Raw genomic sequence first — 23,039 nt, 5'->3', positions numbered from 1 at the left:
AAAACAATCGTTTCTCTTTAGTTAGTTTACCATATATGAGCCCTCTTTCCACCCGAAAATAATCGAACTAAACATCAATGATGATATTGTCGATGAGCCTTGCTTTTGAAAACTTGACAGCGGCAGCAACGATCACTTTTCCATTAGGAACGGAAATCTGCTCCAGTTCAGGAAAACTCAATAATTCCACATAATCAATATCTGCTTGCATATGGGTTCTGATATAATCTTTTACTTTTCCTGTGATGGCTGCAATGTCCTGCACGCCATCTTTTAATAATTCTTCCGCCTTCTGCAGGCTTTTATATAAGGCAGGCGCCTGTTTCCGCTCTTCAGGGGTCAAATAGACATTTCTTGAGCTGACCGCAAGGCCAGTTGACTCCCTGACTGTTTCGACAGGGACGATCTCAAGCGGAAAATCAAAATCTTCAACAAGACCGGACACAACGGCAAATTGCTGCGCATCTTTTAAACCGAAATAAGCGCGGTCAGGCAGTGTAATATGAAAAAGCTTGGACAATACCGTGACGACTCCGTCAAAGTGGCCCGGCCGGTTGATTCCGCATAGGACATCAGTCCTGTTTAATACGGTCATTTTTATGGATTTTTCGCTATTATACATATTTTCCGGGCTTGGCATAAATAAAATGTCGACGCCGGCTTCCTTCGCCAGCTTTGTGTCCCTTTCAGGGTTTCGGGGATAGGCATCAAAATCTTCACTAGGGCCAAATTGAAGCGGGTTGACAAAAATACTCATGATGGTAATGTCATTGTTTTTTTTTGCTTCTTTGAGAAGTGTCAAATGTCCTTCGTGCAAATAGCCCATTGTCGGAACAAATCCGATAGATCTTCCTTTTTCTTTATGTTGTTTCGCCAGCTGCTGCATTTCCTGCTTTGTCGTGATTGTGATCAATTCATTTTCCTCCTAAGAAAAGCGCAAGCGCCTTGATTAGCCCCGACAAGCACAAGACGATTCCCGAGGAGGCAGCTCTTCAGCCACCACAGGGAAGCGGCTTGTGACCTCGAGGGGCTAGGCGCTGGAGCTAGCCAAAGATAAACTTCTTTTATATAAATTTTTCCATAGCAAGTTATGCTTTCTTTCCTCCGTACAATGAAGCCAGTTCTTCCTGCTTCATTTCAAATGTATGTTTCTGAAGATCGGGGAACACGCCTGATTTTACTTCCTCCACGTATTTCCCAATGCCTGCTGATGCTTCAACATTTATATCTGCAAATTTTTTGACAAACTTAGGGACACGGTCAACACCGAATGTGACAACGTCATGAAAGACAAGAACCTGTCCATCTGTATCAGGGCCTGCCCCAATCCCGATTACCGGTATATTTATTTTGGAAGAGACCTCTTTGCCAAGCTGATGCGGAATACACTCCAATACGATGGCAAAAGCGCCGGCATCTTCACATTTTTTCGCTTCTTCAATCAATTCAGAAGCAGCCTCTGCCGTTTTTGCCTGAACCTTGTATCCTCCAAGGACTCCGGCTGTCTGCGGTGTCAATCCGAGATGACCCATGACAGGTACTCCCGCACTTGTCAGGGCTCTGATCGTTTCAATTACTTCTCCCCCGCCTTCAATCTTGACAGCATGCGTCCCGCTCTCCTGCATGATTTTACCTGCAGCCCTCAGAGCCTCTTCCTTGCTTATATGAAACGTCATAAAAGGAAGATCCGTGACAATAAATGTATCCTTCGCGCCACGCTTAACCGCTTTTGTATGATGAATCATATCATTCGTTGTGACGGGCACCGTCGAATCATAGCCCAGCACGACCATTCCCAGGGAATCACCGACAAGGATCATATCCACCCCGGCCTCTTCCGCAAGCTTCGCCTGTGGGTAATCATAGGCAGTGAGCATCGCAATCTTTTCCCCAGCTTGTTTCATTTTCAAAAAATCCGTTGTTGACTTCATTTTGTCCATCCTCCTTTTTTGTAGAGGATACGAAATGAATCAAGCGGCAGTTTAAACACCAAAAGGAGTCCTCCCCAAAAAAAGGCAGAAGGACTCCGCAACTGTCACTCGTTCGTTTCGGTCCTCTGTCCCCGTCCTTTTAGAGGATCAAGGCAGAAATAATCGTTTTTCCCAATATTTTGTGGTGCAGCTCAATAAATGATACCGCCCAAAAAAAGTATAGCAAATATTTCGTCGAAAGACCAATAAAAGCGGAAATGCCATCCAAGTTGGACTTAAGTTTGCTGTATATCGGCAGAATAAATATTGTGGATGATCCCTTCATCATCCTCAATTTTCAATATTCCTTCATCAGTGATCCCAATTGCCCGGCCGGCAATTACGCCCGTTACGGTAGTTGCCTTGATTCTCTTTCCGATGCTGATGGCGTAGCTTTCCCATAAAATACGCACAGGTTTAAATCCTTCCGTTATATATATTGAATAATATCTTTCGAAATATTTTAAGAAGGATTGAATAAGGGCAGCCCGTGAGACCTTTTCTCCTTTTTCAATAAAAAGTGATGTGGCCGTATGTGCAACATTCGGCGGAAAATCTTCTGGCCCGTGATTGGCATTCATTCCGATTCCGATGATCAAAGAAGAAATTTTATCGGACTCCGCTTGCAGCTCGGTTAAGATCCCGACCACTTTTTTTCCATTGATCAACACGTCATTCGGCCATTTGATTTCCGGTGTAATGCCCGTGATCTCCTCGATGGCCCGGGCTACGGCGACGGCGGTGATCAATGTGAATTGGGGGGCCTGTTGGGGCGGCAGATCCGGCCTTACAATGAGGCTCATCCAAATTCCTTTGCCGCTTAAAGAATGCCATTCCCTTCCAAGCCTTCCCCTTCCGGATGTTTGCTCTTCAGCCACGACAAGTGTTCCTTCAGGGGCCCCGTCATACGCCAGCTGATGCGCTTCCTTTTGGGTGGATCCAAGAGATTCATAATAGTGGACGTTTCTTCCGAACCGGTCGGTTTCAAGGCCGTATAGGATATCATTTTCAGTTATATCTTCAGGAGTGCTGACAATCCTGTACCCTTTGTTTCTGACGGCTTCCAGAACGAAACCGTCTTTCCTTAATTCCTCAATATGTTTCCAAATGGCCGTTCTGGAGCAGCCGATGATTTCCGCCAGAGCCTGTCCCGACAGAAATTCTCCGCCCGCTCCTGAGAGTGCCTCAATCAATTGTTGTCTTATAGAAGCCCGCAAGTTTTTATCCACCTCCTGATTTCTTGTTTGTCATTGGCAACTGCCCCGTCCAACACAGCTTTTATAATGTTTTCCAGCAATTCTTTCACCCAGGGGCCGCCGGGTGTACCTGCCCATCTCAACAGATCATCGCCTGTCACAGCCAACTGATCCCTTGCTTTTATGGCGAGCTTATCAAAATTGTCATTGATCCGCTTTACGGAGCTATCAGCCGGCCTGTGCTGAATGACTTGGTAAACGGTCTCGACAAGTACTGCCGAATCCCTTCCGGCAGTAAACAAATGATAGGCCGTCCAATCATGATCGATTCTCTGCTTTAAAAAATCCAAGGCACGGACCAATGCCTTAATCTTTTTTGCCGGCAGCTTCCATTTTTTTAGCTGTCCCGCACTGTCGGCGGTATTTGAAAAGTGCAAAGCCAAAAGCCACATCTGATTTTCATTCAATGTTGAAACACCATAATCCAGACTTGTTAAAAGGACATCTCTTTCGCTGAATAAGGAGGGAAGATATTGATAAAGCCCGCTTTTCAAAAGGATTTGAAATGCCTCCGCTTTGTGGGGCCCATCCAGCATTTTAACCATTTCAGACATGACTCTTTCCACAGCGATATGCTGAAGAAGGTGTGCATGAACTTCTATTGCCTTTTCCGTTTCCGGTTCAAGCCGGAAACCGAGCTGGCTTACAAAACGGACCGCCCTCATCAAACGCAAGGCATCCTCTTGAAACCGCTCATCAGCTGAACCGACCGTTTCAATCACCTTATCCTTCAGCGCCTTCTGTCCATCGAATGGATCGACAAGCGAACCATTTTTATCCATGGCTATCGCATTCATTGTAAAATCACGGCGTTTCAGATCCTCTGTCAATTGGCGGACAAAGGAAACAGACTCAGGGCGCCTGTAGTCCTTATATTCAGTCTCCGTCCGGTATGTAGTGACCTCAAAACCCTGTCCATTCCTAATCACGATAATTGTGCCGTGGGCAATGCCGACATCCACAGTTTTTGGAAATATGGCTTTTAATTCTGCGGGCGTTGCGGAAGTGGCAATATCAACATCATGGATGTCTTTCCCGAGCAAAAAATCTCTGACCGATCCGCCCACAAAATAAGCCTCATATCCTGCCTTTTGAATATCCTCGATAATCGGAAGTGCCGACAAAAATGGTTCCTTCATGATTTCATCCTTCTTTCTTGCTGCCAAGAACGGATTCGTATAAATCTTCGTACTGGGAAACAATCATATCAGAAGCAAAACGCTCACCGGGAACGGCCATCGCCTGCCGGGAAAATCGGTCCAGCAATTCTTCGTTTTTCAGTAAAAGCAATGCTTTATCCGCAACTTCATCTGTATCGCCAAGCTCGCATAAAAAGCCGTTATATCCATCTTCAATCACTTCCGGAATGCCGCCGACCCTTGTTCCGATACATGGAACGCCGCATGCCATCGCTTCAAGGGCGACAAGGCCGAAGCTTTCTTTTTCCGATAAAAGAAGCATCAGGTCACTCATCGAATAGAGTTCTTCCAAATGATCCTGCCGGCCGAGGAACAACACTTCTTCCTCCAAAGACAGCTTTTCCACAAGCCCGCAAATATCTGTCATTTCCGGGCCGTCACCGACAAGAAGTAATTTGGCCTTTATTTTAGATGCGATTTTTGAAAAAGCGATGACAACATCATGGACTCTTTTTACTTTTCTAAAATTGGAGACATGAATAACCACTTTTTCTTCCGGTGAAATTCCATATGCCTCTTTCAAACCTTCTATATTCACCTTTTTATAGATTCTGTCATCAATGAAATTGTGAATCACTTCTATGGATTGATCAGGTGCCACCAATTCTTTTGTCTGATCGGCCAATGCATGGGAAACTGCGGTAACCCGGTCTGATTTTTCGATTCCGAACTTGATCGCCTCCGCAAGTGTTGAATCATATCCCAAAACGGAAATATCTGTCCCATGCAAGGTCGTTACAACCTTCACATCCGTTCCGGACATCTGTTTGCCCAAAATCGCGCAAACCGCATGCGGAATAGCATAATGCACATGTAATATATCAAGATTTTCCCTTTTTATAACCTCTGCCATTTTACTTGCTAACGCAATATCATAAGGAGGATATTGAAAAAGCGAATATTGATTGACCGTTACTTGATGAAAAAAAATATTATGATGCCAAAGGTTCAGCCGAAACGGAATATTTGAAGATATGAAGTGAATCTTATGGCCCCTTTCAGCAAGATGTTTTCCGAGTTCCGTTGCAACCACACCGGAACCGCCCACTGTCGGATAGCAAGTAATGCCGATTTTTAGTTTCATAATCCTTCCCCAAAAATGTTTTGATTGATTAAAAGCGGCCGGTCTGTTTTAAATCCTTCTGCAAAAGTGACACCGGCCTCCAGTCCGTAAATTCTCTCTCTTGCTTCAACTCTTTCCAAATATCCATCTGTCAATGGAGTTTTAACACCTGATTCACCCGGAAGAAACTGCGACTGGTATGCCTGAAGAGCAGCGAGCTTTTGATCCATGAATCCGGAAATATCCACGACAAAATCTGGTCTTGGCTGGCTGTTAATAAAATAGTAGAACAGATTCATTGCCTTATGGGCGCTATAGCCGCCAGGGGTCTCATACTTTCTGATTCCTGCTGAAAAAAAGGCTTCCTTTACGAGTTCAGCGCAGCGTCCGTGATCAGGATGCCGATCTTCGGAAAATGGAGCAAATATAAGAGTCGGGGTATATTTTCGGATCAAATCGGCTATCTGACGGATGTATTCATCCTTGAAAAATAGTCCGCGGTCCGGCAGCTTCAGATTTACTCTTTCGAGTACGCCAAGCTTGCCGGCAGCTTCCGCTGCCTCCCGCTGCCTTGTTTCCACGGTTCCATTAGAGGATAGCTCCGCCCTCGTCAAATCGCAAATCACTACATTCCTGCCGGATGCTGTCCATTTATATATGGATCCTGCCATTCCGATCTCCACATCATCGGAATGGGCCCCAAATGCAAGTACATCAATACTCTCTTGAATCAACTGGATCCCACCTTAATCTAAAATGGATTCAAGCCCATAAACCAAGGTATCCAATCCCATGACTGTTTCGACGGATACTTTTACACCGGACATGAAAGAAGCGCGGTTATAAGAATCATGCCTGATTGTCAAAGTCTGCCCGCCGGCTCCGAACAGAACCTGTTGATGGGCAATCAATCCCGGAAGCCTGACACTGTGGATGCGCATGCCTTCAAAATCGGCGCCGCGTGCACCCGAAATCGTTTCCTTTTCATCTTCATGCCCCTGTTTTCTCGCTTCCCTGTTATTGCTGATCATTTCTGCCGTTTTAATAGCGGTGCCTGAAGGCGCATCAAGCTTTTGATCATGGTGCATCTCTATGATTTCTACATCATCAAAGTATTTAGCCGCCATTTCTGAAAACTTCATCATCAAGATAGCACCGATGGCAAAATTTGGAGCGATAATGCACCCAATCCCCTTCTCTTCCGCCAATCCCTTTAATTCATCAAGCTGTTCAGGAGTAAAGCCTGTCGTTCCGACAACCGGCCGCACATGATGTTCAAGCGCAGTTTTTGTATGTATATATCCTCTTTCGGGAGTTGTTAAGTCAATCAGAACATCTGCATTTGCCTGTTGGAAACATTCTGCAGGATCCGTAAATACAGGAACATCCAAACCTGCAAAGCCTTCCACATCGGAAAGGAGCGTTCCTTCATTCTTCCTGTCAATTACTGCAGCAAGTTCAAATTGCGGCGTCTCTTTAACAAGCTGGACTGCTTCTTTTCCCATCCGGCCGCGAGGGCCCGCCACTATTATCCGAATTGTTTCATTCACTAACATCACCTTCGTCCTTTTTAGTCCATCTGTCTTTATCTCTCGTTTTAAATTTATGCATCACTTGATCGTGGGCTGTCTGCAGATCTATATCAAGCGAGTTCGCCAGGCAAATGATGACGAAAAGCAAATCGCCAAGTTCTTCTTGGACCGTATTTTCTTTTTCGTCGCTTTTCTTCTTTTTCTCTCCATAATAATGGTTGACTTCCCTGGCCAGTTCACCAAGTTCTTCTGTCAACCGGGCAGTCATCGCAAGCGGGCTGAAATAGCCTTCCTTGAACTGTCCTATGTATTCATCCACTTCACTCTGGAGCTGCCTGATTGTTTTATTATCCTCCATTTGTGCTCACCTTCTTACCATATGTTAGCTAATTCTTTTTTCATATACAAACGAAAGTGCTCAATTGCTTGAAGTTGCTGTTATATTCCTGTATTGGTTATAATTAGAATTCCAAAATTATTTTGTTGCAGGGGGCGTAGCGGTGTTTTTTCAATTAAAGATTAAAAATATTCTCCTGATTCTTTTGGGAGCTGCCATATTTGCATTCGGACTCGTACACTTCAATATGCAAAACAATTTGGCTGAAGGCGGATTTACAGGAATAACTCTCCTTCTATACTTCCTTTTCAATATTGATCCGTCATACAGCAACCTTGTTTTGAATATTCCCCTCTTTTTGGTCGGATGGAAATTGCTCGGAAAAAAATCCTTTCTTTATACAGTAATCGGAACGGTTGCAGTTTCCGTTTTCCTGTTCATTTTCCAAAGGTTCCAAATCGCCATACCGCTTGAAGGGGATCTTTTTCTCGCCGCCCTGTTTGCCGGGGTATTTGCCGGCATCGGCCTGGGAATCATTTTTCGCTTTGGCGGAACAACCGGCGGTGTAGATATTATCGCACGACTCGTCTTTAAATATAAAGGAATTAGCATGGGAAGGACAATGTTTGCATTTGATGCGACTGTAATTCTTGTTTCGCTTTTGACTTATTTGAACCATAAGGAGGCTATGTATACACTTGTTGCTGTTTTTGTCGGCGCCCGCGTGATCGATTTTATGCAGGAAGGGGCGTACGCTGCAAGAGGCGCCATGATCATATCCGAAAAGCGTTATGACCAGCTGGCAGCTGCCATCATGAAAGAAATGGGCAGAGGAGTCACCATGCTGAAAGGCTATGGCTCGTTCACAAAGGAAAATAGAGAGGTTCTGTACTGTGTTGTAGGCAGGAATGAAATAGTGAATTTGAAAAGGATCATCCATGCCATTGATCCCCATGCCTTCGTATCCGTCATCGTCGTCCATGATGTCATGGGAGAAGGATTCACTCTTGACGAAAACAAGCGGCCAATTGATATATAGAAAAGCGGAGGGCGGCCGATTAGGGGCGACCTCGAGCCCCTGCCGCCCGGAGCTGGACATATAGAAAAGCGGAGGCGCTCGTTTAGCGACGTACAGACTGGACGACTCCTGACGAGATAAAGGAAACACGGCGATGCCGCAGGCGAGCCGATGTTGACTTATCGTAGGAAGGAGGAGGAAGTCTGCTAGTCGCTGAGCGCCGGAGCTGGACAAATAGAAAAGCGGAAGCGCTCGTTTCCTTTAAAAAATAAAAAAAGCCGAAACAGTTAACTTTGGCTGTTTCGGCTTTTTAATCCTCTGCTATGTTACATTTCAAACCTCTTATTCATCCCTGTTGACAAAGATTAAAATGAGACGAAGCAGTTCCATTACTGCCACTGCCGCTGCAGCAACATAGGTCATGGCTGCTGCATTCAAAACTTTTCTGGCATCCCGCTCTTCCCTGTTGCTGATCAATCCAAGAGATACCATCTGATCCATCGCCCTGGATGATGCGTTGAACTCAACAGGCAGCGTAACAACTTGGAATAAAACCCCTGCTGCCATAAGAATGATCCCGATCAAAAGCATATTGGACATTGCTGTTGATAGCAGGCCGATAATAATGAAAATCCACGCAATGTTCGAACTGATATTGGCCACAGGAACCAATGCATGCCGGAAACGGAGTGCTGCATAGCCTTGTTGATCCTGAATGGCATGCCCTACTTCATGCGCGGCAACAGCAGCCCCTGCAACAGAGGGACGATGGAAGTTCTCCGAAGACAAGTGAACCGTTTTCGTCATCGGATTGTAATGGTCGCTCAGCACACCCGGAGTTTCTTTGACTTGGACATTGTACAGTCCGTTTGCATCTAGTATTCGTCTTGCAACTTCGGCTCCCGGCATTCCCTCCGCTGAGGCAACCTTTGAAAATTTATTGTACGTATTTTTCACCTTGAATTGTGCCCAAATCGGGACAATCATGATGATAAGAAAATAGATTAAGAAACCTCCCATTTTTACCCTCCAATAACTGTTTCTCTACTTTTATTCTAGTTAATTTAACGATCACGGTCAATTATTTCGATCTTTCCTCTTCTTTTGCTGTCTTTCTCCTTTATACTTTCTCCAGCCTACATAAGAAAGAGTTAGAATGATAATGCTGCCGGTCATGGAGATGACCCACCAAAGAGAAGGATCAGCTTCGTCCTCGTCGGGATCGGAGAATATCTTCTGAAGGTCCTGTTCCAGGGAATCCAGATGGGCTGTCCATTCTTGCTCGGAAAAGCCGGACCTGTACCGATCTATAAACGTTATTTTCGAATCCAATTTTTGCAGCTTATCAGCGGCCAGATCGATTTTTAAGCTCGGCTGAATAACAGTATAAGTCGCGAGGAACGTATTAAGGTTTTGGTTGTAAGCCTCTTTGTCCCCTTCCAAAGCTGCGTTTTTCACCTCTTGAAAATCTTTCAAGACAGAGGCCTCCATTTCAATCCACATCGGTTGATGGGTAGAGGAAATCGCATCCGCGGCCAACCGAAAGGAAGTGACAAGTCTGACTCTTTCATCATGACTCATATTTATATTTGTCACAGCCCTCAGCGCTTCGTGATGGGAGGCTGTGAGCACTCTCAACTCATCCATTGTAAACTTTCCGTCTTTGACCCCCTCTTCCGAAAACCGTACTGCAAATCTCTCAAGGATCGACTTAGCTTCCTCCAACCGGGAGAATTTGGTCAGCTGCAAGGCTTCATCAGCCATTTGATCCAACTCGGCTAGTGTTGAATCGGAAGAAGCGAATGCAGAATATCCGCCAAAGGCAAGGCAAAAAGTTAGTAGAATTGCTGCAAATGGTTTCATAAGGGTCCCCCCTCCTCATACTCCTGTTAATAACGTATGAGGAAGCGGACAAGAATAGACCTGTCCCAAACTGCTAAATCATTCCTGTTCCCGGTACTTTTTTCGATAGACATAAATGGCTGTACCGATTGAAAAAATGCTTAACCAAAAGGTGAAGTACCCGATTTCTCTCACATACAGCTCAAGGCCGGGATATTTCGGATATTGCATGAAAACGTAGTCTATCACATCATTATGAAGCGTCCATGCACCAGCCGCAAGGACATGCCAAAGTTTAAACTTATAAAATTTGGCAAAAAGAATACCTTGGACGGCCATTGCGCCGTGGGAAGCAATGAGCATATAACCCTGCCACGGAAGATAGCCGGTAACCTTAAGCGTTAAAATATTCATGACCACGGCCCAAACTCCATATTTGACCAGCGTAATCAATGCAAGCGCTTCAATAAGAGGGTAATTTTTATTGCGAAGAAACGCAATCAATGCGAAAACAAAAAACAAACTTGCCGTTGGACTGTCGGGGACAAACGGAATGAAAATCAATGGAGTGACATCCAACTGGGGTATGTACCAATAATAACCGTAAACCGTTCCGGCTATGTTTACAATGAATAACAGCCATAAAAAACGGCGATCCATTAAATAAGCAGTAATATAGTTCATATATTCGGCTCCCGAAAAAATAAAAGCCGGCATGATGCCGGCTTTTATTTAAATTCTATTTTAAGTTCAAATACAGCGCCGATGCGTCTGCGCATTGTATATTATTCCTCAGGTTTCAATGAGGCGATAAATTCTGCCAGCTTGTCCAGATCTTCATCTGATCCCTGATACTGATCTGCAGGCATCGAACCAATACCATTATGGGCGATGTCTTTAATCTCATCAGGAGAGAGATCCAAATTGACTAAAGGTGGAGCGGCCGGACCGCCTTCGAGGTTTTCACCATGGCAGTTAATACAGCTTTGTCCAGCGTATACTTGATAGCCTTCCGATTCCTGATCAATTTCAACCTCTGGACCTTCAACGATTTTTCCTTGCTGTTCAGCAGCAGCCCAATCGTGGGTCACAACGGATTCCCATGTCAGATAAAAGACAGCAGCGATACCTAATAACATGAATCCGGTAGCAAACGGACGTTTTGACGCACGGCGTTCCGGACCACGATCCAAGAATGGCGCGAGCAATAAGGCTCCGAATGCAAGGCCGGGAATAACTGCAACACCAATGATATTAAATGGCCCTGAAGCAAATTGGTATTTTATTAATTGGTAAAGAAACAAGAAATACCAGTCAGGCATTGGAATATACCCTGTATCCGTCGGATCGGCAATACGTTCGAGCGGGGCCGGATGGGCTGCGGTCAAACATAAGAAGCCGGCGAGGAATACAGCTCCAACCATCCATTCCTTGAGCAGGAAGTCCGGCCAGAATGCTTCGGTTTTACCCGGGTATTCAGAATAGTCTTTAGGAATGTTCGGCTTGCGCAGGGAAGGATCAACAATCCGGGAGTCGCCGACAAATTTCATTCCTTTTCCTCGTTTCATTTTGTCCCCTCCTTAATCTGTCATTTCATTCATTTTGCAATAATAGGCTGCTACTTATAGAGGGCCGGAAATACCCTGTCTCCTAATCAAGACAAAGTGAGCGCCCATTAAAGCAAGCAATGCAGCAGGAAGGAAGAAAACATGAATCGCAAAGAATCGAGTCAATGTTTGAGCCCCAACAATGGTTGGATCTCCTGCTATTAAAGTTTTCATAGGAACTCCGATAAACGGAAGTGATTCAACGATATCCAATGTAACCTTCGTTGCAAATAATGCTTTCATATCCCATGGAAGCAAGTAGCCTGTTAATCCAAGGGCCAACATGACAAAAAAGATAAGGACTCCTACGACCCAGTTAAGTTCACGCGGCTTCTTATATGCTCCTTGGAAAAACACGCGCAACGTATGTAAAAACATCATAACGATAACAAGACTGGCACCCCAGTGATGCATCCCGCGAACGATTTGGCCGAAAGCCACTTCATTTTGAAGATAATATACTGATTCCCATGCATTTTTAATATCAGGCACATAGTACATCGTCAAGAACATGCCCGATAGAATTTGGATGACTGTAACAAAGAATGTCAATCCGCCAAAACAGTAAACAAACGCAGAGAAATGGTGTGCCGGGTTAACGTGCTCTGGCACTTCATGGTCTGCGATGTCTCTCCATATCGGCGTAATATCCAATCGCTCGTCAATCCAGTCGTACATTCTGTTCAGCAATCATTACGCCTCCTTTACTTCTTTCTTACGAATGGGTTTTCTACTGGATTACCCAACATTAAAAAGCCGTCTTTTTCCTTGACCGGATAAGCGTCCAGCGGTCCTCTCGGCGGTGTTCCCGGAACATTGTTGCCGTCTTTTGTGTAAAGGCCGTTATGGCATGGGCAGTAAAACTTATTTGGGTGATCCTCACTGCCTTCCCAGTTAACCGTACAGCCCAAGTGCTTACAAATCGGAGAAAGGGCTACGATTTCACCTTTCGCATCTTTATATACCCAAGCTGATTGCGTAACGTCGGAAGTATACCATGCATCCTTTTGTTCATAACTGAAGTCAACTCGGACAGGTTCTTCAGTAATATCGGCAACTTTCTTATCAGTCATTTTAAAGTCGCCGCCGGCTTGTGCCTTCAATACAGGATCCACTGCAAACCGAACCATCGGCATCAACATGCCTGCTGCCATAAATCCGCCCACTCCCGTCAGTGTATAGCTGAGAAATTGGCGTCTTGTTACAGGATTCTTGCTCATCCTTTTCCCCCCTCTGTCAGTAAGGTAAGTCCATCGGACAATATATTGCGCACATTTACAAACTGGGACATAATTATGATATATCAATAAAACTGGAAGGTCAATAAAATACCATTGCAATACTTGTCAACTATGTGGCGATTAACCTATACGGATGCCTGCCATCCGTTGACAATCCCTTTCATCAGCTGTTTTACCTGATCTTCCATGATGGACTGCTTGTATTGTTCGTCCATGTCTTGCAGCGGGATGGACGGGATGAACAACAGTGATTCAGGCGCAAATTGTTCCATATTTCGCCAAACCGGGTCAGAAGTCAGAAAAAATACATATTTGAACCCGCTTTCCTTGATCGTTTCTTTCCATTTAAGGAGACCGCCGGCTTTCTTGCTTTCATCTTCATCGCTAAGATATGTATACGGCGGCAAAAAAAGCATCCTGCCCTTGAATTGCCTTTCAAGGTGCAAAGACAGCAGCTGTATGAACTCGCCCTTTTCCACTGTTGGCTTCATGCTCTGGCCCAGTCCAATTGGAACGAGCGGGACAACCGCTGTGTCAATATATTCTTTCTCTTCCAGATAGACATCAATGTCTTTTGCCTTCCATTGCATTTTCCACACTCCTATTATGCACTTCATTACTGTTTATCATTCTAACAGAAATAAAAATATGAAACAAAAAAAGCTATGTGCTTAAACGCCAACATAGCTTTATACGCAATAAATCCTCCTGGGCACCGGAGGATTTATTGCTGTTCCCTTAATTCTTTGAGCCTTAATGCCAATTCATCAAAGCTCTTTTTGTCGTATTGGTCGAGCGCTTCATCAATAGCTTTCAAAAGCTTGCTTTCCTGATATTTTCTCAGGCTTTCCTTTAAAAATTGCTCTGCGGCCGATTTATCTTTTTCACTGATATACACTGTTTTCTTGACGAATGGATTATCTTCCAACACTGCGGCGTATTGATGGCTTGCATTGGATGCACGAAAATTGATCTGGATATAAATATCCTCATCCCTGTTCAAACGGATATCATGGAACGATTTTTCCGCGTCTGTCGTCATGATATTATCCTTGTAGAAACGGAAGGGCACTTCCTTTGTGCAATGGGTAGACATGATCAGGCCCCGCGGGCAAAATTGCGCTTCCTCGACAAAGTGGACTTTTTCCATTAGCTGATCGTGACTCATCAGATAGTTCAGAATCCAGACGGATTCCCTTCTTTTTAATTGGTACCTATTTAAAAACCAGCGAATAAAATCTTTTTTCTCGTTGACAGATACAGGGGTGGCCATCATAATCCCTCCTCTGCAATTTTTATTCCACGGCTACTCCTCAAGTCGATCAATAATTTCAAGCCATTCTTCGTTCAAAGGATCCAACGAGCTTAAACGTCTGAATACAGCCGCCCCCTCGCTTCTCATTCCTTCTTCCATCAGAAAAAATCCATAGTCCTTTAGAAAATCCATGTTGTTTTTAAGTTCATTATATGCAAGCTTGTATTCATTTAATGCCTTTGAATATTGTTCCGTCTGCTGGTAACTGTAGGCAGCATCCCAGTGAAGATGGGGATCATCTGCATTCTCAAGGTTTGATATGACATCCAGTATTTCTTCATGCCTCTCCTGGTGCAAAAGGAGCTTGTTCAGCAGGCTGGCCGCTTCCGTCGATTCGGGATCCAATGCAAGTGCATGGCGAAGATGGTTTTCCGCTTCTTCTTCCCGGCCGGCTTTCATCAGCAGTCCGGCAATATAAATGTATAAATCGACATTATATTCATCTGCTGCCAATCCTTGTTCTGCTGTTTCGATTGCCTTATCCAATTCGCCCAGTTGGTCATGGGATTTTGCCAAATAAAGATAAAGTGCATGATATTCATGGTCCATGGCTTTTAATTCTTCGAAGGCATTCTTTGCTTTTTTGTATAGACCTGCCTGAAAGGATGTCAAACCATAGCCGAACAACACATTCAGATCCTTATTACTTTCCAAAGCCTTCTCATAATACGGAATGGACTCTTCAAAAGCGCCTCCGGCACTTAAGGCTTCTGCCAGTCTTGCATATATATTATTGCCTGCCACTGTTTCCTCTCCGGCCTTCAGCAGCCTTTGATAAGACGCTACTGCCTCAAGGAACCGTCCCAGCGACATGTATAATTCTGCCAGTGCAAAATCGATCACCGGCTCATCCCTGTACATCTCTTTTGCCTTGAGAAGCTTTTGCTCGCTTACTTCATATAAGCCCTGCATTTGATATAAATCGGCTTCCAGAAGCATTGCGGCTGCATAGTTCGGATCAGTCGGATCGACCGATTCCAAATATGGATAGGCTTCCTCGTCTTTTCCCAGGTCGATCAGCAATTCAGCCATCATGATCTTCAATTCATTCTCCTCGGGAAACTCTTCAAGCAACTTTTCATTTAGCTCCTTCGCTTCCTCCAGGAATCCATACTGTGACAACTGTTCCGCCAGGAAAAATTTTTCTTCCGGAGAGCCGGATTTCTTCACTTTGTTAAAAACTTCTTTTGCTTTTGACAAATCCTGCAATTCAATATGCTTCAGCACCAATTCAGCATCATTCATTCATATGGTCCTTTCAGAGAAAGTGAATGTTTAATAATATTTCTACAACAAATAGGAAATATCCTCTTTTTTGTTATTGAAAATAGTGAAAAGCAACTAAGCTTTACTTTTCACTGCCGTCTTTCATCATTTCATATGCGTGTTCAAGGGCGTTTTCTTCCACTTCTTTTAATACCGGTCTCCCAACGGCTTCCAGCAGTACAAATCGCGGACGTTTTGCAATGGTCTTCTTGTCCCGCTGCATACCTTTATATGCATCTTCAAACGAAAGATCGGGCGGGATTTCCAGTCGATAGCCGAGACCTTTCACCCATTCTTCAAAACGGCTTATCGGAAAGGACAGGCCCAGCACTTCCTTGCTCACATGAAGTGCATAAACGATTCCTGCCATCACAGCCTCGCCATGGGTTGTTTTTCCATAGCCCAGAGAGGATTCAATGACATGCCCCAATGTATGGCCCAGGTTTAAAACGGCACGAAGCCCGCTCTCCTTTTCATCTATTGAAACAATATTTGCTTTTATTTCCATTCCCCTTTGCAAAACATGCGTCAACTGTTCATCCGTCATTTCATGCAAATCCTTTATTTCGTCCATGAGCATGTTTAGTAGATCGGGATCGGCAATCAACGCATGCTTCACCGCTTCTGCAAAACCGGAGCGCACCTCATGGTCCGGAAGGGTCTTGATAAAATCTGTATGATAAATGACGGCCTCGGGCTGGTGGAAGGCCCCAATCATATTTTTCCCCAGCGGATGGTTGATCGCAGTCTTGCCTCCGACAGCGCTGTCGTGAGCCAAAATGGTTGTCGGAACCTGGATGAAAGAAATGCCTCTCATATACGTTGCTGCAACGAACCCGGCCAGATCGCCCACTGCGCCGCCTCCAAAAGCTATGATGCACGACTTTCGGTCAAGCCCCTGTTCAAGCGCAAATGTCAGGCAAGATTCATAGACGGACATCTGTTTCGCTTTCTCCCCTGAGGGAACTGTATATACTGAATAATCAACGTTTTCCGGCAATGCAGATTGCAGCGTGTCCAAATGAAGCCGGCCGACTGTTACATCTGTAATGATCAAAAGGTTTGTAAAGTTGTTTTTTTGAATCACTTGCGGAAGCTCAGCCAAGCCATTTGGTTTAATATAAATCGGATAGCTTTTTGATGCTGTAAGAACTGTAATTTCCACTCGGATCACCTCGTTGTTCTTTCTATTTTACGACTTTCTGACAAAATTTGAAATAAAAAAACACCTGCCACGAAGCAGGTGGAGTAAATATTAATAAATCCAGTTATTGGCCAGCTTGGAATACTCGATAAGCTCGCTGTCATTGAAGAACAAACCGATTTCCCTTTTCGCGCTTTCGGGAGAGTCTGATCCGTGAATGATATTCTTGCCGACAGTTACTCCGAAATCACCGCGGATTGTACCAGGAGCTGCCTCTGCAGGATTTGTTGCCCCCATCATTTGGCGGGCTGTCGCAATGACATTTTCACCCTGCCATACCATTGCAAAGACCGGTCCTGAAGTGATGAACTCTACCAATTCACCGAAGAACGGACGCTCTTTATGTTCACCGTAGTGCTCCTCGGCCAATTCGTTTGAAATGTTCATCAATTTCGCCCCGATCAGCTGGAAGCCTTTCTTTTCGAAACGTGAAACAATCTCACCGATTAGTTCTCTTTGAACCCCGTCGGGTTTAACCATTAAAAATGTTTTTTCCATGAATGTCACTCCTGCCATAATATCAGTATCATTTTCCTTGAAACTCAAGAAAGATAATATCACTTTTTTTAACAGCTGGCAAATATTGAAAAATGGCTCAATATCTTCTTCTGCCGATATAATTTGCGATTTCTTTCAGCGGCCTTTTCGCCTTGCTTTCTGGAAGCTCCTCGAGAATACCTAGGGCTTTGTCAAGATATCTCCTGCTAAGCTGATGGGACTGCTCAATAGCCCCGGTGTCTTTGATCAGCTTGATGATGCGGCTCATTTCTTCTTTATCTGTTTTATGGCTTACTTTTTCAATTTTCGCCTTTACTTGAGGATCACGCATGGCATATAAAGCAGGAAGGGTTACATTTCCTTGGCGCAAATCATCACCTGCAGGCTTGCCCAATTCTTCTTCACTGGAAGTGAAGTCCAAAATATCATCCGTGATCTGGTATGACATTCCGATAAAATATCCGAATCTGTACAGCCGGCGGTAAATGGACTCTTCGGTGTTTCCGGCAATGGCACCGAGTTCACAGCTGACGGCAATCAGAAGTGCGGTTTTCCTTTTGATTCTTCTTAAATAATTTCTTAATGGCTGGTCAAACCAGTATTTATCTTTTATCTGTTCGATTTCACCGATGCAAACCTCGACAATGGCCTTGGATAATTTCTTATGTAAGAGCGGGTTGGGGATGTCGGTCATATATTCCAATGACCTGGCCAATATGTAATCTCCGGTATACATGGCTACGCGCTCATCCCATATATAATTGATCGTGGGCAGGCCCCTTCTCATATTGGCATCATCAATGACATCATCATGGACAAGTGACGCCATATGAATCAATTCAAGAGCCATCGCTACGTTTTTGACTGTTTCAATACGGTAGTCCCCAAATTTTGCAGACAATAATACAAACACCGGGCGAATCCGTTTGCCTCCTGCTTTCAGCAGCTTGAAAGATGCGTTTTCCACCAGTTCGGAATTTGAAGAAACAGCTTCTTCGAGCTCTTTTTCAATTAAGTCCAGATCAGATTTAAAATTCCTATAAAGCCAAGTCAGTTTCATAAAATTTCCACCCAGTTATTCTAATTTCTGCTTTACGCCAATATGCGCTGCCGCAGCTCCCCCGCTGAAAGGTTTATATATGACGTCGACAAAACCGGCACGCCAGAACATTTGAGCAAGCTCATCCATACCCGGGAAGTCCCGTGCCGACTCTTGCAGCCATGAATATTCTTCATAGCTTTTTGCAAAAATTTTTCCGAACAGCGGCATGAGAAAACGGAAATATGCATAATAAATCTGCCTGAATACCGGGAGGGTCGGTTGGGAAGTTTCCAGACAAACAGCCATTCCGCCGGGTTTTGTCACACGATGCATTTCTTTTAACACCTGCATGTAATCAGGGACATTGCGAAGCCCGAATCCGATTGTTACATAATCAAAGCTGTTGTCATCAAACGGAAGCTCCATCGCATTGCCCTGGATCAAATCCACATGTTCCAAACCCTTTTCTTTCAATTTTTCTTTGGCAACCGCGAGCATGTTCTTGCTGAAATCAAGCCCGACCACCCGGCCTTCTTTCCCTGCACTTTCCGCAAGCGCAATGGTCCAATCACCGGTTCCGCAGCAAACATCCAGAGCGGCGCTTCCTTCTTTGACGTTCATCTTGTTCATTGTTACCTGGCGCCACTTTTTATGCTGTTGAAAACTGATAATAGAGTTCATCTTGTCATAATTTTGGTGTATCTTCTCGAATACATGATGTACCCGTTCTTCTTTAGATTGCATTCTTCGTGACCTTCTTCCGACTGATTATGTTGCTAAATGCCTGTAATTGCTCGTTAAATCTTTTATGCGCCCAGAAAGAACGCCCGGCAGCCCTGAAGCCCGCAACGATTCTTCCATCAATACCTTTTTACTTTGGTCTATAAAGCGGGAGCATATCTCTTTTAAACAATGTCGGTCGCGCTGGGACAAATTAAATAGAGGAATAGATTTTTTTTGAGGCAGACAGAAATGTTTAAGGCCTTCAAAAAGTATTGAGTGGCGGCCCCTGTTAAAATTCTCCATCTCCGCAAGCAATTTTTTCAAATTTAAAAGCTCTTTAAAAAGATGAATATGGCGAGTTGTCTGGAAGTGCCGGCAAAATTTCTCAATGACAGTTGTTCCGATTTTTTTGAAATCTTCCATAAACTCATCTAAATCAGATGCTTCCATCCGATAAACGGAAATTTTATATTCATTGATCAATTTAATCGCATGAGCAAGTGTTCTAATCAAATCCGTGTCGCCAATTTCAGCAAGTGTATGATAATACAAGCCGCTGAAATAATCTCCCGCCAGGACAGACAACTGTCTTTCCGTAAGAGTTTTCTGCTGGCCGGCCACCTTGTCATGAATATCAAGCGCTATCTGGACCAGCATGGCAGAAGTAATTTGATGCTCATATTTTTCAGCGGGGATCCGTGTGTCTTCCATGGCCATTAACAGCATAAGGATACGGTCTTCGTCTATTTGAGGAGATTCAATATGGTCAAAAAGAAAATGATGATACATTTTACTTTCTATCATTTTCCTTATCGAATCCGTCTTTTGTTCATACAAACATAGAGCCATTTCCGTAATCCCCATTTCTTTGCATTCTAATTCCAACATCAATTTGTTCATTATAACATAAGTAAAGCGCAAGCGCCCTGTCCCATGCGCAATGATTTCAATTGCTTTTTTCGCTGTCCACTTCGCCGAATGCCGTGAATATTTTTGCATTCCCCCTGACCTTTATGGCAGAGGTATGTTCCGTAAACTGGGCAATGAGCACTTCCCCTTGATCAAGCTTCTCCGCGTGATGGAAGCGTGTATCTGTTCCCCTTGTCAATCCCATTACGTTTACTCCGTTTTCGATTGCTTTAATGACGACATAATCATTTTGATTGTTTGGGCTTTTCATTGCTTCACCTCAAAAATTATTGCTTTATCAATGAGAGAACTTCATTCCGGGATTGGCTGTCCTTCAGGAAGATGCCCCTTACTGCCGATGTTACTGTTTTGGAACCCGGCTTTTTCACACCCCGCATTGTCATGCACATATGTTCTGCTTCAATTATGACCATAACGCCGTGCGGCTCCAACTTTTTCATGATTGCATCGGCCACTGTCGAAGTAATTCGTTCCTGGAGCTGCGGACGGCGTGCCACCGCTTCCACCGCGCGGGCCAGCTTGCTCAATCCGGTTACCCGTCCGTTCCTTGGTATATAGGCTACATGTGCCTTGCCAAAAAAGGGAACAAGATGATGTTCACATAATGAGTAGAACGGTATATCCTTCACTAAGACTAATTCTTCATGATCCTCTCCAAAAATAGTATCAAAATATGTTTGCGGATCTGTATTGATTCCTGCAAAAACTTCCTCGTACATTTTAGCCACCCGCTTCGGGGTATCAAGCAAACCCTCTCTATTTGGATCCTCTCCAATTGCTTCCAATATCATTCGGACTGCTTCTTCGATTTGCTTCCGGTCGAATTTGCCCATATATAAGCCTCCTGCTAAAGTAAAACACTAATAGAGCAATATTAACATATATAATCGGTAAATAAAAAGGAATCGCCGCCTGGCAATTCCTTTTTAAACACTCAAACAATGTATGTAATTATTTCACAGCGTCTTTAAGGGCTTTACCTGGTTTGAATGCAGGCACTTTGCTTGCTGCGATATCAATTTCTTCACCTGTTTGAGGATTGCGGCCTTTACGGGCAGCACGCTCACGAACTTCGAAGTTCCCGAAACCGATCAGGGAAACTTTGTCGCCATTTGACAATGAATCCTGAATGGATTGGAATACAGCTTCTACAGCTTTTGTTGCGTCTTTTTTAGACAGCTCAGCTGCTTCAGCTACGGAATTGATCAAGTCTGTTTTATTCATTCTGTTCACCTCCTCCAAAAGGATAAGCTACTTCTACCACTTCTATTACATGTGTAATCAAATTTTCAGATTTCTAAACATTTTTCATGCAAGAAATCGCGAGAAATGCTTTTGAATCAACGCTCAAGGAGCATTTCTGCTTAAAAGATTATCATAATCAAATTATGATAGCAAGAATAAAAAGCGATATAATTGAAAAGACACCGAATTACTGTCATTTCGGCGTCTTTTTCTATATTTATCAGCTTTTTTTCTGAAAAATCCTAATCATTTTCAAACCTTATAAAATGATGGCGATTAAGCCCCCGGACCCTTCGTTGATGATTCTTTCCAAAGTTTCTTTCAGTTTATAGCGTGCATTTTCAGGCATCATGGCCAGCTTTGCCTGAATGCCTTCCCTGACAAGAGAACTTAAGCTCCTTCCGAATATATCGGAATTCCAAATGGAAAGCGGATCGTCCTCAAAATCCTGCATCAAATAGCGGACAAGCTCTTCACTTTGTTTTTCAGTTCCGATAATTGGCGCAAATTCCGACTCGACATCGACCTTGATCATGTGAATGGAAGGGGCGACCGCTTTTAACCGGACTCCAAACCGTGCCCCCTGCCTAATAATTTCCGGTTCATCCAGACTCATATCCTCTAAGGAAGGAGCGGCAATTCCATAACCTGTCTGCTTTACCATGACAAGCGCATCGGATATTTGGTCATATTCCCTTTTTGCATCCGCAAAATCCTGCATCATCTCAAGCAAGTGATCTTTGCCTTTCACTTCTGTCCCGACAATTTCTGTCAACACCTGGTCATAGAGTTCATCAGGCGCAAATAAATCGATTTCAGCAATCCCCTGGCCCATATCAACTCCGGCCAACCCAGCACTTTCAATATACTCAAAATCGTTGAAACTTTGAACAACACGGTCGACATCCCTCAGTCTTTTTATATCTTTGACCGTTTCTTTTACAGCTTCCTGATAATCGGTCCTGAGCCAATGATTTTCTTTCAGGACCATGACCCAGCTGGGAAGGTTCACATTCACTTCAAGGACAGGGAATTCATAGAGCGCTTCCCTCAACACGTTCAAAACATCCTGTTCTCTCATATTTTCGACCGACATGCTTAACACCGGAATATCATATTTTTCCGCAAGTTGTGAGCGCAGAGTTTCAGTTTCAGGATGATGCGGGCGGGACGAGTTCAGAACCATAATATACGGTTTTCCTACTTCATCAAGCTCGGCGATGACCCGCTCTTCCGCTTCAATATAATCATTTCTTGGAATTTCCCCGATCGTGCCATCGGTCGTGATGACAATTCCAAGCACTGAATGCTCCTGAATCACTTTCCGCGTACCGATTTCCGCTGCTTCATGGAAGGAGATCGGTTCTTCATACCATGGGGTATTGATCATGCGCGGTCCATTTTCATCTTCATACCCTTTGGCACCAGGAACAGTATACCCGACACAGTCCACTAATCGGACATTCACTTCCAGGCCGCTGTCCACTTGAACTGTTACCGCTTGATTCGGTACAAATTTCGGCTCCGTTGTCATGATTGTTTTCCCGGCTGCGCTTTGGGGCAGCTCATCCTGTGCCCTGGCCCTGTCTGCTTCGCTTTTTATATTAGGCAAAACGGCGAGCTCCATAAATTTTTTAATGAACGTGGATTTTCCCGTCCGGACAGCCCCAACGACCCCCAGATAAATATCCCCGCCCGTTCTTTCTGCGATATCTTTAAAAATATCCACCTTTTCCAAGAGATTCCCTCCT

General features: G+C 44.3%; 27 protein-coding genes. 1 reads left to right on the top strand and 26 read right to left on the bottom strand.

The features are described from left to right. Positions 1–67: 67 nt before the first annotated feature. The 8 genes from panC to FS666_RS06175 form a co-directional block, all read right to left on the bottom strand. On the bottom strand, positions 68–913 hold the full coding sequence (gene panC, locus FS666_RS06210; RefSeq protein WP_144461106.1) for a pantoate--beta-alanine ligase: 846 nt from the start codon (positions 911–913) through the stop codon (positions 68–70). Between the two features lie 175 nt (positions 914–1,088). Next, on the bottom strand, positions 1,089–1,931 hold the full coding sequence (panB, locus tag FS666_RS06205) for a 3-methyl-2-oxobutanoate hydroxymethyltransferase (RefSeq protein ID WP_144461107.1): 843 nt from the start codon (positions 1,929–1,931) through the stop codon (positions 1,089–1,091). A gap of 275 nt (positions 1,932–2,206) precedes the next feature. Further along, on the bottom strand, positions 2,207–3,187 hold the full coding sequence (locus tag FS666_RS06200) for a biotin--[acetyl-CoA-carboxylase] ligase (protein ID WP_144461108.1): 981 nt from the start codon (positions 3,185–3,187) through the stop codon (positions 2,207–2,209). Next, complete coding sequence (locus FS666_RS06195; RefSeq protein ID WP_144461109.1) at positions 3,172–4,365, bottom strand: CCA tRNA nucleotidyltransferase; 1,194 nt, start codon at positions 4,363–4,365, stop codon at positions 3,172–3,174. Before FS666_RS06195 ends, FS666_RS06200 begins: the two co-directional genes overlap by 16 nt. A gap of 4 nt (positions 4,366–4,369) precedes the next feature. After that, positions 4,370–5,509 carry an N-acetyl-alpha-D-glucosaminyl L-malate synthase BshA gene (gene bshA / locus FS666_RS06190; protein ID WP_144461110.1) on the bottom strand — a complete coding sequence of 380 codons (1,140 nt, stop codon included), beginning with the start codon at positions 5,507–5,509 and terminating at the stop codon, positions 4,370–4,372. Beyond that, complete coding sequence (gene bshB1 / locus FS666_RS06185) at positions 5,506–6,222, bottom strand: bacillithiol biosynthesis deacetylase BshB1 (protein ID WP_144461111.1); 717 nt, start codon at positions 6,220–6,222, stop codon at positions 5,506–5,508. The genes bshA and bshB1 overlap by 4 nt, the downstream gene beginning before the upstream one ends. A gap of 12 nt (positions 6,223–6,234) precedes the next feature. Continuing rightward, positions 6,235–7,044, bottom strand: coding sequence for a 4-hydroxy-tetrahydrodipicolinate reductase (gene dapB, locus FS666_RS06180; protein ID WP_144461112.1), 810 nt, complete (start codon positions 7,042–7,044; stop codon positions 6,235–6,237). After that, a complete protein-coding gene (locus FS666_RS06175) occupies positions 7,031–7,378 on the bottom strand; it encodes a nucleotide pyrophosphohydrolase (protein WP_120073062.1) in 348 nt (115 codons plus the stop codon). The genes dapB and FS666_RS06175 overlap by 14 nt, the downstream gene beginning before the upstream one ends. A 142-nt stretch (positions 7,379–7,520) precedes the next feature. Between FS666_RS06175 and FS666_RS06170 the strand changes: the two genes are divergently transcribed. Beyond that, complete coding sequence (locus FS666_RS06170) at positions 7,521–8,396, top strand: YitT family protein (RefSeq protein ID WP_120073064.1); 876 nt, start codon at positions 7,521–7,523, stop codon at positions 8,394–8,396. Between the two features lie 321 nt (positions 8,397–8,717). Here the strand turns inward: FS666_RS06170 and FS666_RS06165 are convergent, their stop codons facing one another. The 18 genes from FS666_RS06165 to spoIVA form a co-directional block, all read right to left on the bottom strand. Continuing rightward, the gene (locus tag FS666_RS06165; protein WP_144461113.1) at positions 8,718–9,395 is read right to left on the bottom strand and encodes a zinc metallopeptidase; all 678 of its coding nucleotides are present in this window, start codon (positions 9,393–9,395) and stop codon (positions 8,718–8,720) included. 57 nt (positions 9,396–9,452) lie between these two features. Further along, complete coding sequence (gene ypjB, locus FS666_RS06160; RefSeq protein ID WP_120068022.1) at positions 9,453–10,238, bottom strand: sporulation protein YpjB; 786 nt, start codon at positions 10,236–10,238, stop codon at positions 9,453–9,455. Positions 10,239–10,316: 78 nt separating this feature from the next. After that, complete coding sequence (gene lhaT, locus FS666_RS06155; RefSeq protein ID WP_120068940.1) at positions 10,317–10,901, bottom strand: lipoprotein heptaprenylglyceryl N-acetyltransferase LhaT; 585 nt, start codon at positions 10,899–10,901, stop codon at positions 10,317–10,319. Positions 10,902–11,002: 101 nt separating this feature from the next. Further along, complete coding sequence (locus FS666_RS06150) at positions 11,003–11,785, bottom strand: menaquinol-cytochrome c reductase cytochrome b/c subunit (RefSeq protein ID WP_120068025.1); 783 nt, start codon at positions 11,783–11,785, stop codon at positions 11,003–11,005. A gap of 54 nt (positions 11,786–11,839) precedes the next feature. Then, positions 11,840–12,514 carry a menaquinol-cytochrome c reductase cytochrome b subunit gene (qcrB, locus tag FS666_RS06145; protein ID WP_120068028.1) on the bottom strand — a complete coding sequence of 225 codons (675 nt, stop codon included), beginning with the start codon at positions 12,512–12,514 and terminating at the stop codon, positions 11,840–11,842. A 14-nt stretch (positions 12,515–12,528) separates the two neighbouring features. After that, positions 12,529–13,044 carry a QcrA and Rieske domain-containing protein gene (locus tag FS666_RS06140; protein WP_120068030.1) on the bottom strand — a complete coding sequence of 172 codons (516 nt, stop codon included), beginning with the start codon at positions 13,042–13,044 and terminating at the stop codon, positions 12,529–12,531. A gap of 146 nt (positions 13,045–13,190) precedes the next feature. After that, positions 13,191–13,655 (bottom strand): YpiF family protein, encoded by a 465-nt coding sequence (locus FS666_RS06135; protein ID WP_120068032.1) that lies wholly within the window; start codon positions 13,653–13,655, stop codon positions 13,191–13,193. 134 nt (positions 13,656–13,789) lie between these two features. Further along, entirely contained in the window at positions 13,790–14,338 is a 549-nt protein-coding gene (locus FS666_RS06130) for a ReoY family proteolytic degradation factor (protein WP_120068035.1), read from the bottom strand. A gap of 33 nt (positions 14,339–14,371) precedes the next feature. Then, a complete protein-coding gene (locus FS666_RS06125) occupies positions 14,372–15,625 on the bottom strand; it encodes a tetratricopeptide repeat protein (RefSeq protein WP_144461114.1) in 1,254 nt (417 codons plus the stop codon). A gap of 103 nt (positions 15,626–15,728) precedes the next feature. Then, entirely contained in the window at positions 15,729–16,811 is a 1,083-nt protein-coding gene (gene aroB, locus FS666_RS06120; protein ID WP_144461115.1) for a 3-dehydroquinate synthase, read from the bottom strand. A 90-nt stretch (positions 16,812–16,901) separates the two neighbouring features. Beyond that, entirely contained in the window at positions 16,902–17,348 is a 447-nt protein-coding gene (gene ndk / locus FS666_RS06115; protein WP_120068043.1) for a nucleoside-diphosphate kinase, read from the bottom strand. 97 nt (positions 17,349–17,445) lie between these two features. Continuing rightward, entirely contained in the window at positions 17,446–18,408 is a 963-nt protein-coding gene (gene hepT, locus FS666_RS06110) for a heptaprenyl diphosphate synthase component II (protein ID WP_144461116.1), read from the bottom strand. A gap of 15 nt (positions 18,409–18,423) precedes the next feature. Further along, positions 18,424–19,134 carry a demethylmenaquinone methyltransferase gene (locus FS666_RS06105; RefSeq protein WP_120068049.1) on the bottom strand — a complete coding sequence of 237 codons (711 nt, stop codon included), beginning with the start codon at positions 19,132–19,134 and terminating at the stop codon, positions 18,424–18,426. Between the two features lie 24 nt (positions 19,135–19,158). After that, a complete protein-coding gene (locus tag FS666_RS06100; protein ID WP_144461117.1) occupies positions 19,159–20,112 on the bottom strand; it encodes a heptaprenyl diphosphate synthase component 1 in 954 nt (317 codons plus the stop codon). Further along, positions 20,060–20,293 (bottom strand): trp RNA-binding attenuation protein MtrB, encoded by a 234-nt coding sequence (gene mtrB / locus FS666_RS06095; protein ID WP_120068054.1) that lies wholly within the window; start codon positions 20,291–20,293, stop codon positions 20,060–20,062. Before mtrB ends, FS666_RS06100 begins: the two co-directional genes overlap by 53 nt. A 16-nt stretch (positions 20,294–20,309) precedes the next feature. Beyond that, positions 20,310–20,876, bottom strand: a complete 567-nt coding sequence (gene folE, locus FS666_RS06090; protein WP_144461118.1) for a GTP cyclohydrolase I FolE — start codon at positions 20,874–20,876, stop codon at positions 20,310–20,312. A 118-nt stretch (positions 20,877–20,994) separates the two neighbouring features. Further along, positions 20,995–21,267 carry a non-specific DNA-binding protein Hbs gene (locus FS666_RS06085; protein WP_120068060.1) on the bottom strand — a complete coding sequence of 91 codons (273 nt, stop codon included), beginning with the start codon at positions 21,265–21,267 and terminating at the stop codon, positions 20,995–20,997. Positions 21,268–21,547: 280 nt separating this feature from the next. After that, positions 21,548–23,026 carry a stage IV sporulation protein A gene (gene spoIVA / locus FS666_RS06080; RefSeq protein WP_120068065.1) on the bottom strand — a complete coding sequence of 493 codons (1,479 nt, stop codon included), beginning with the start codon at positions 23,024–23,026 and terminating at the stop codon, positions 21,548–21,550. Positions 23,027–23,039 lie beyond the last annotated feature (13 nt).

It is taken from the genome of Siminovitchia fortis, assembly GCF_007681465.1.
Taxonomy (GTDB): domain Bacteria; phylum Bacillota; class Bacilli; order Bacillales; family Bacillaceae_C; genus Siminovitchia; species Siminovitchia fortis.
The sequence above is the reverse complement of the archived record's forward strand: the minus strand, read 5'-3'. Positions and strand labels throughout refer to the sequence as shown.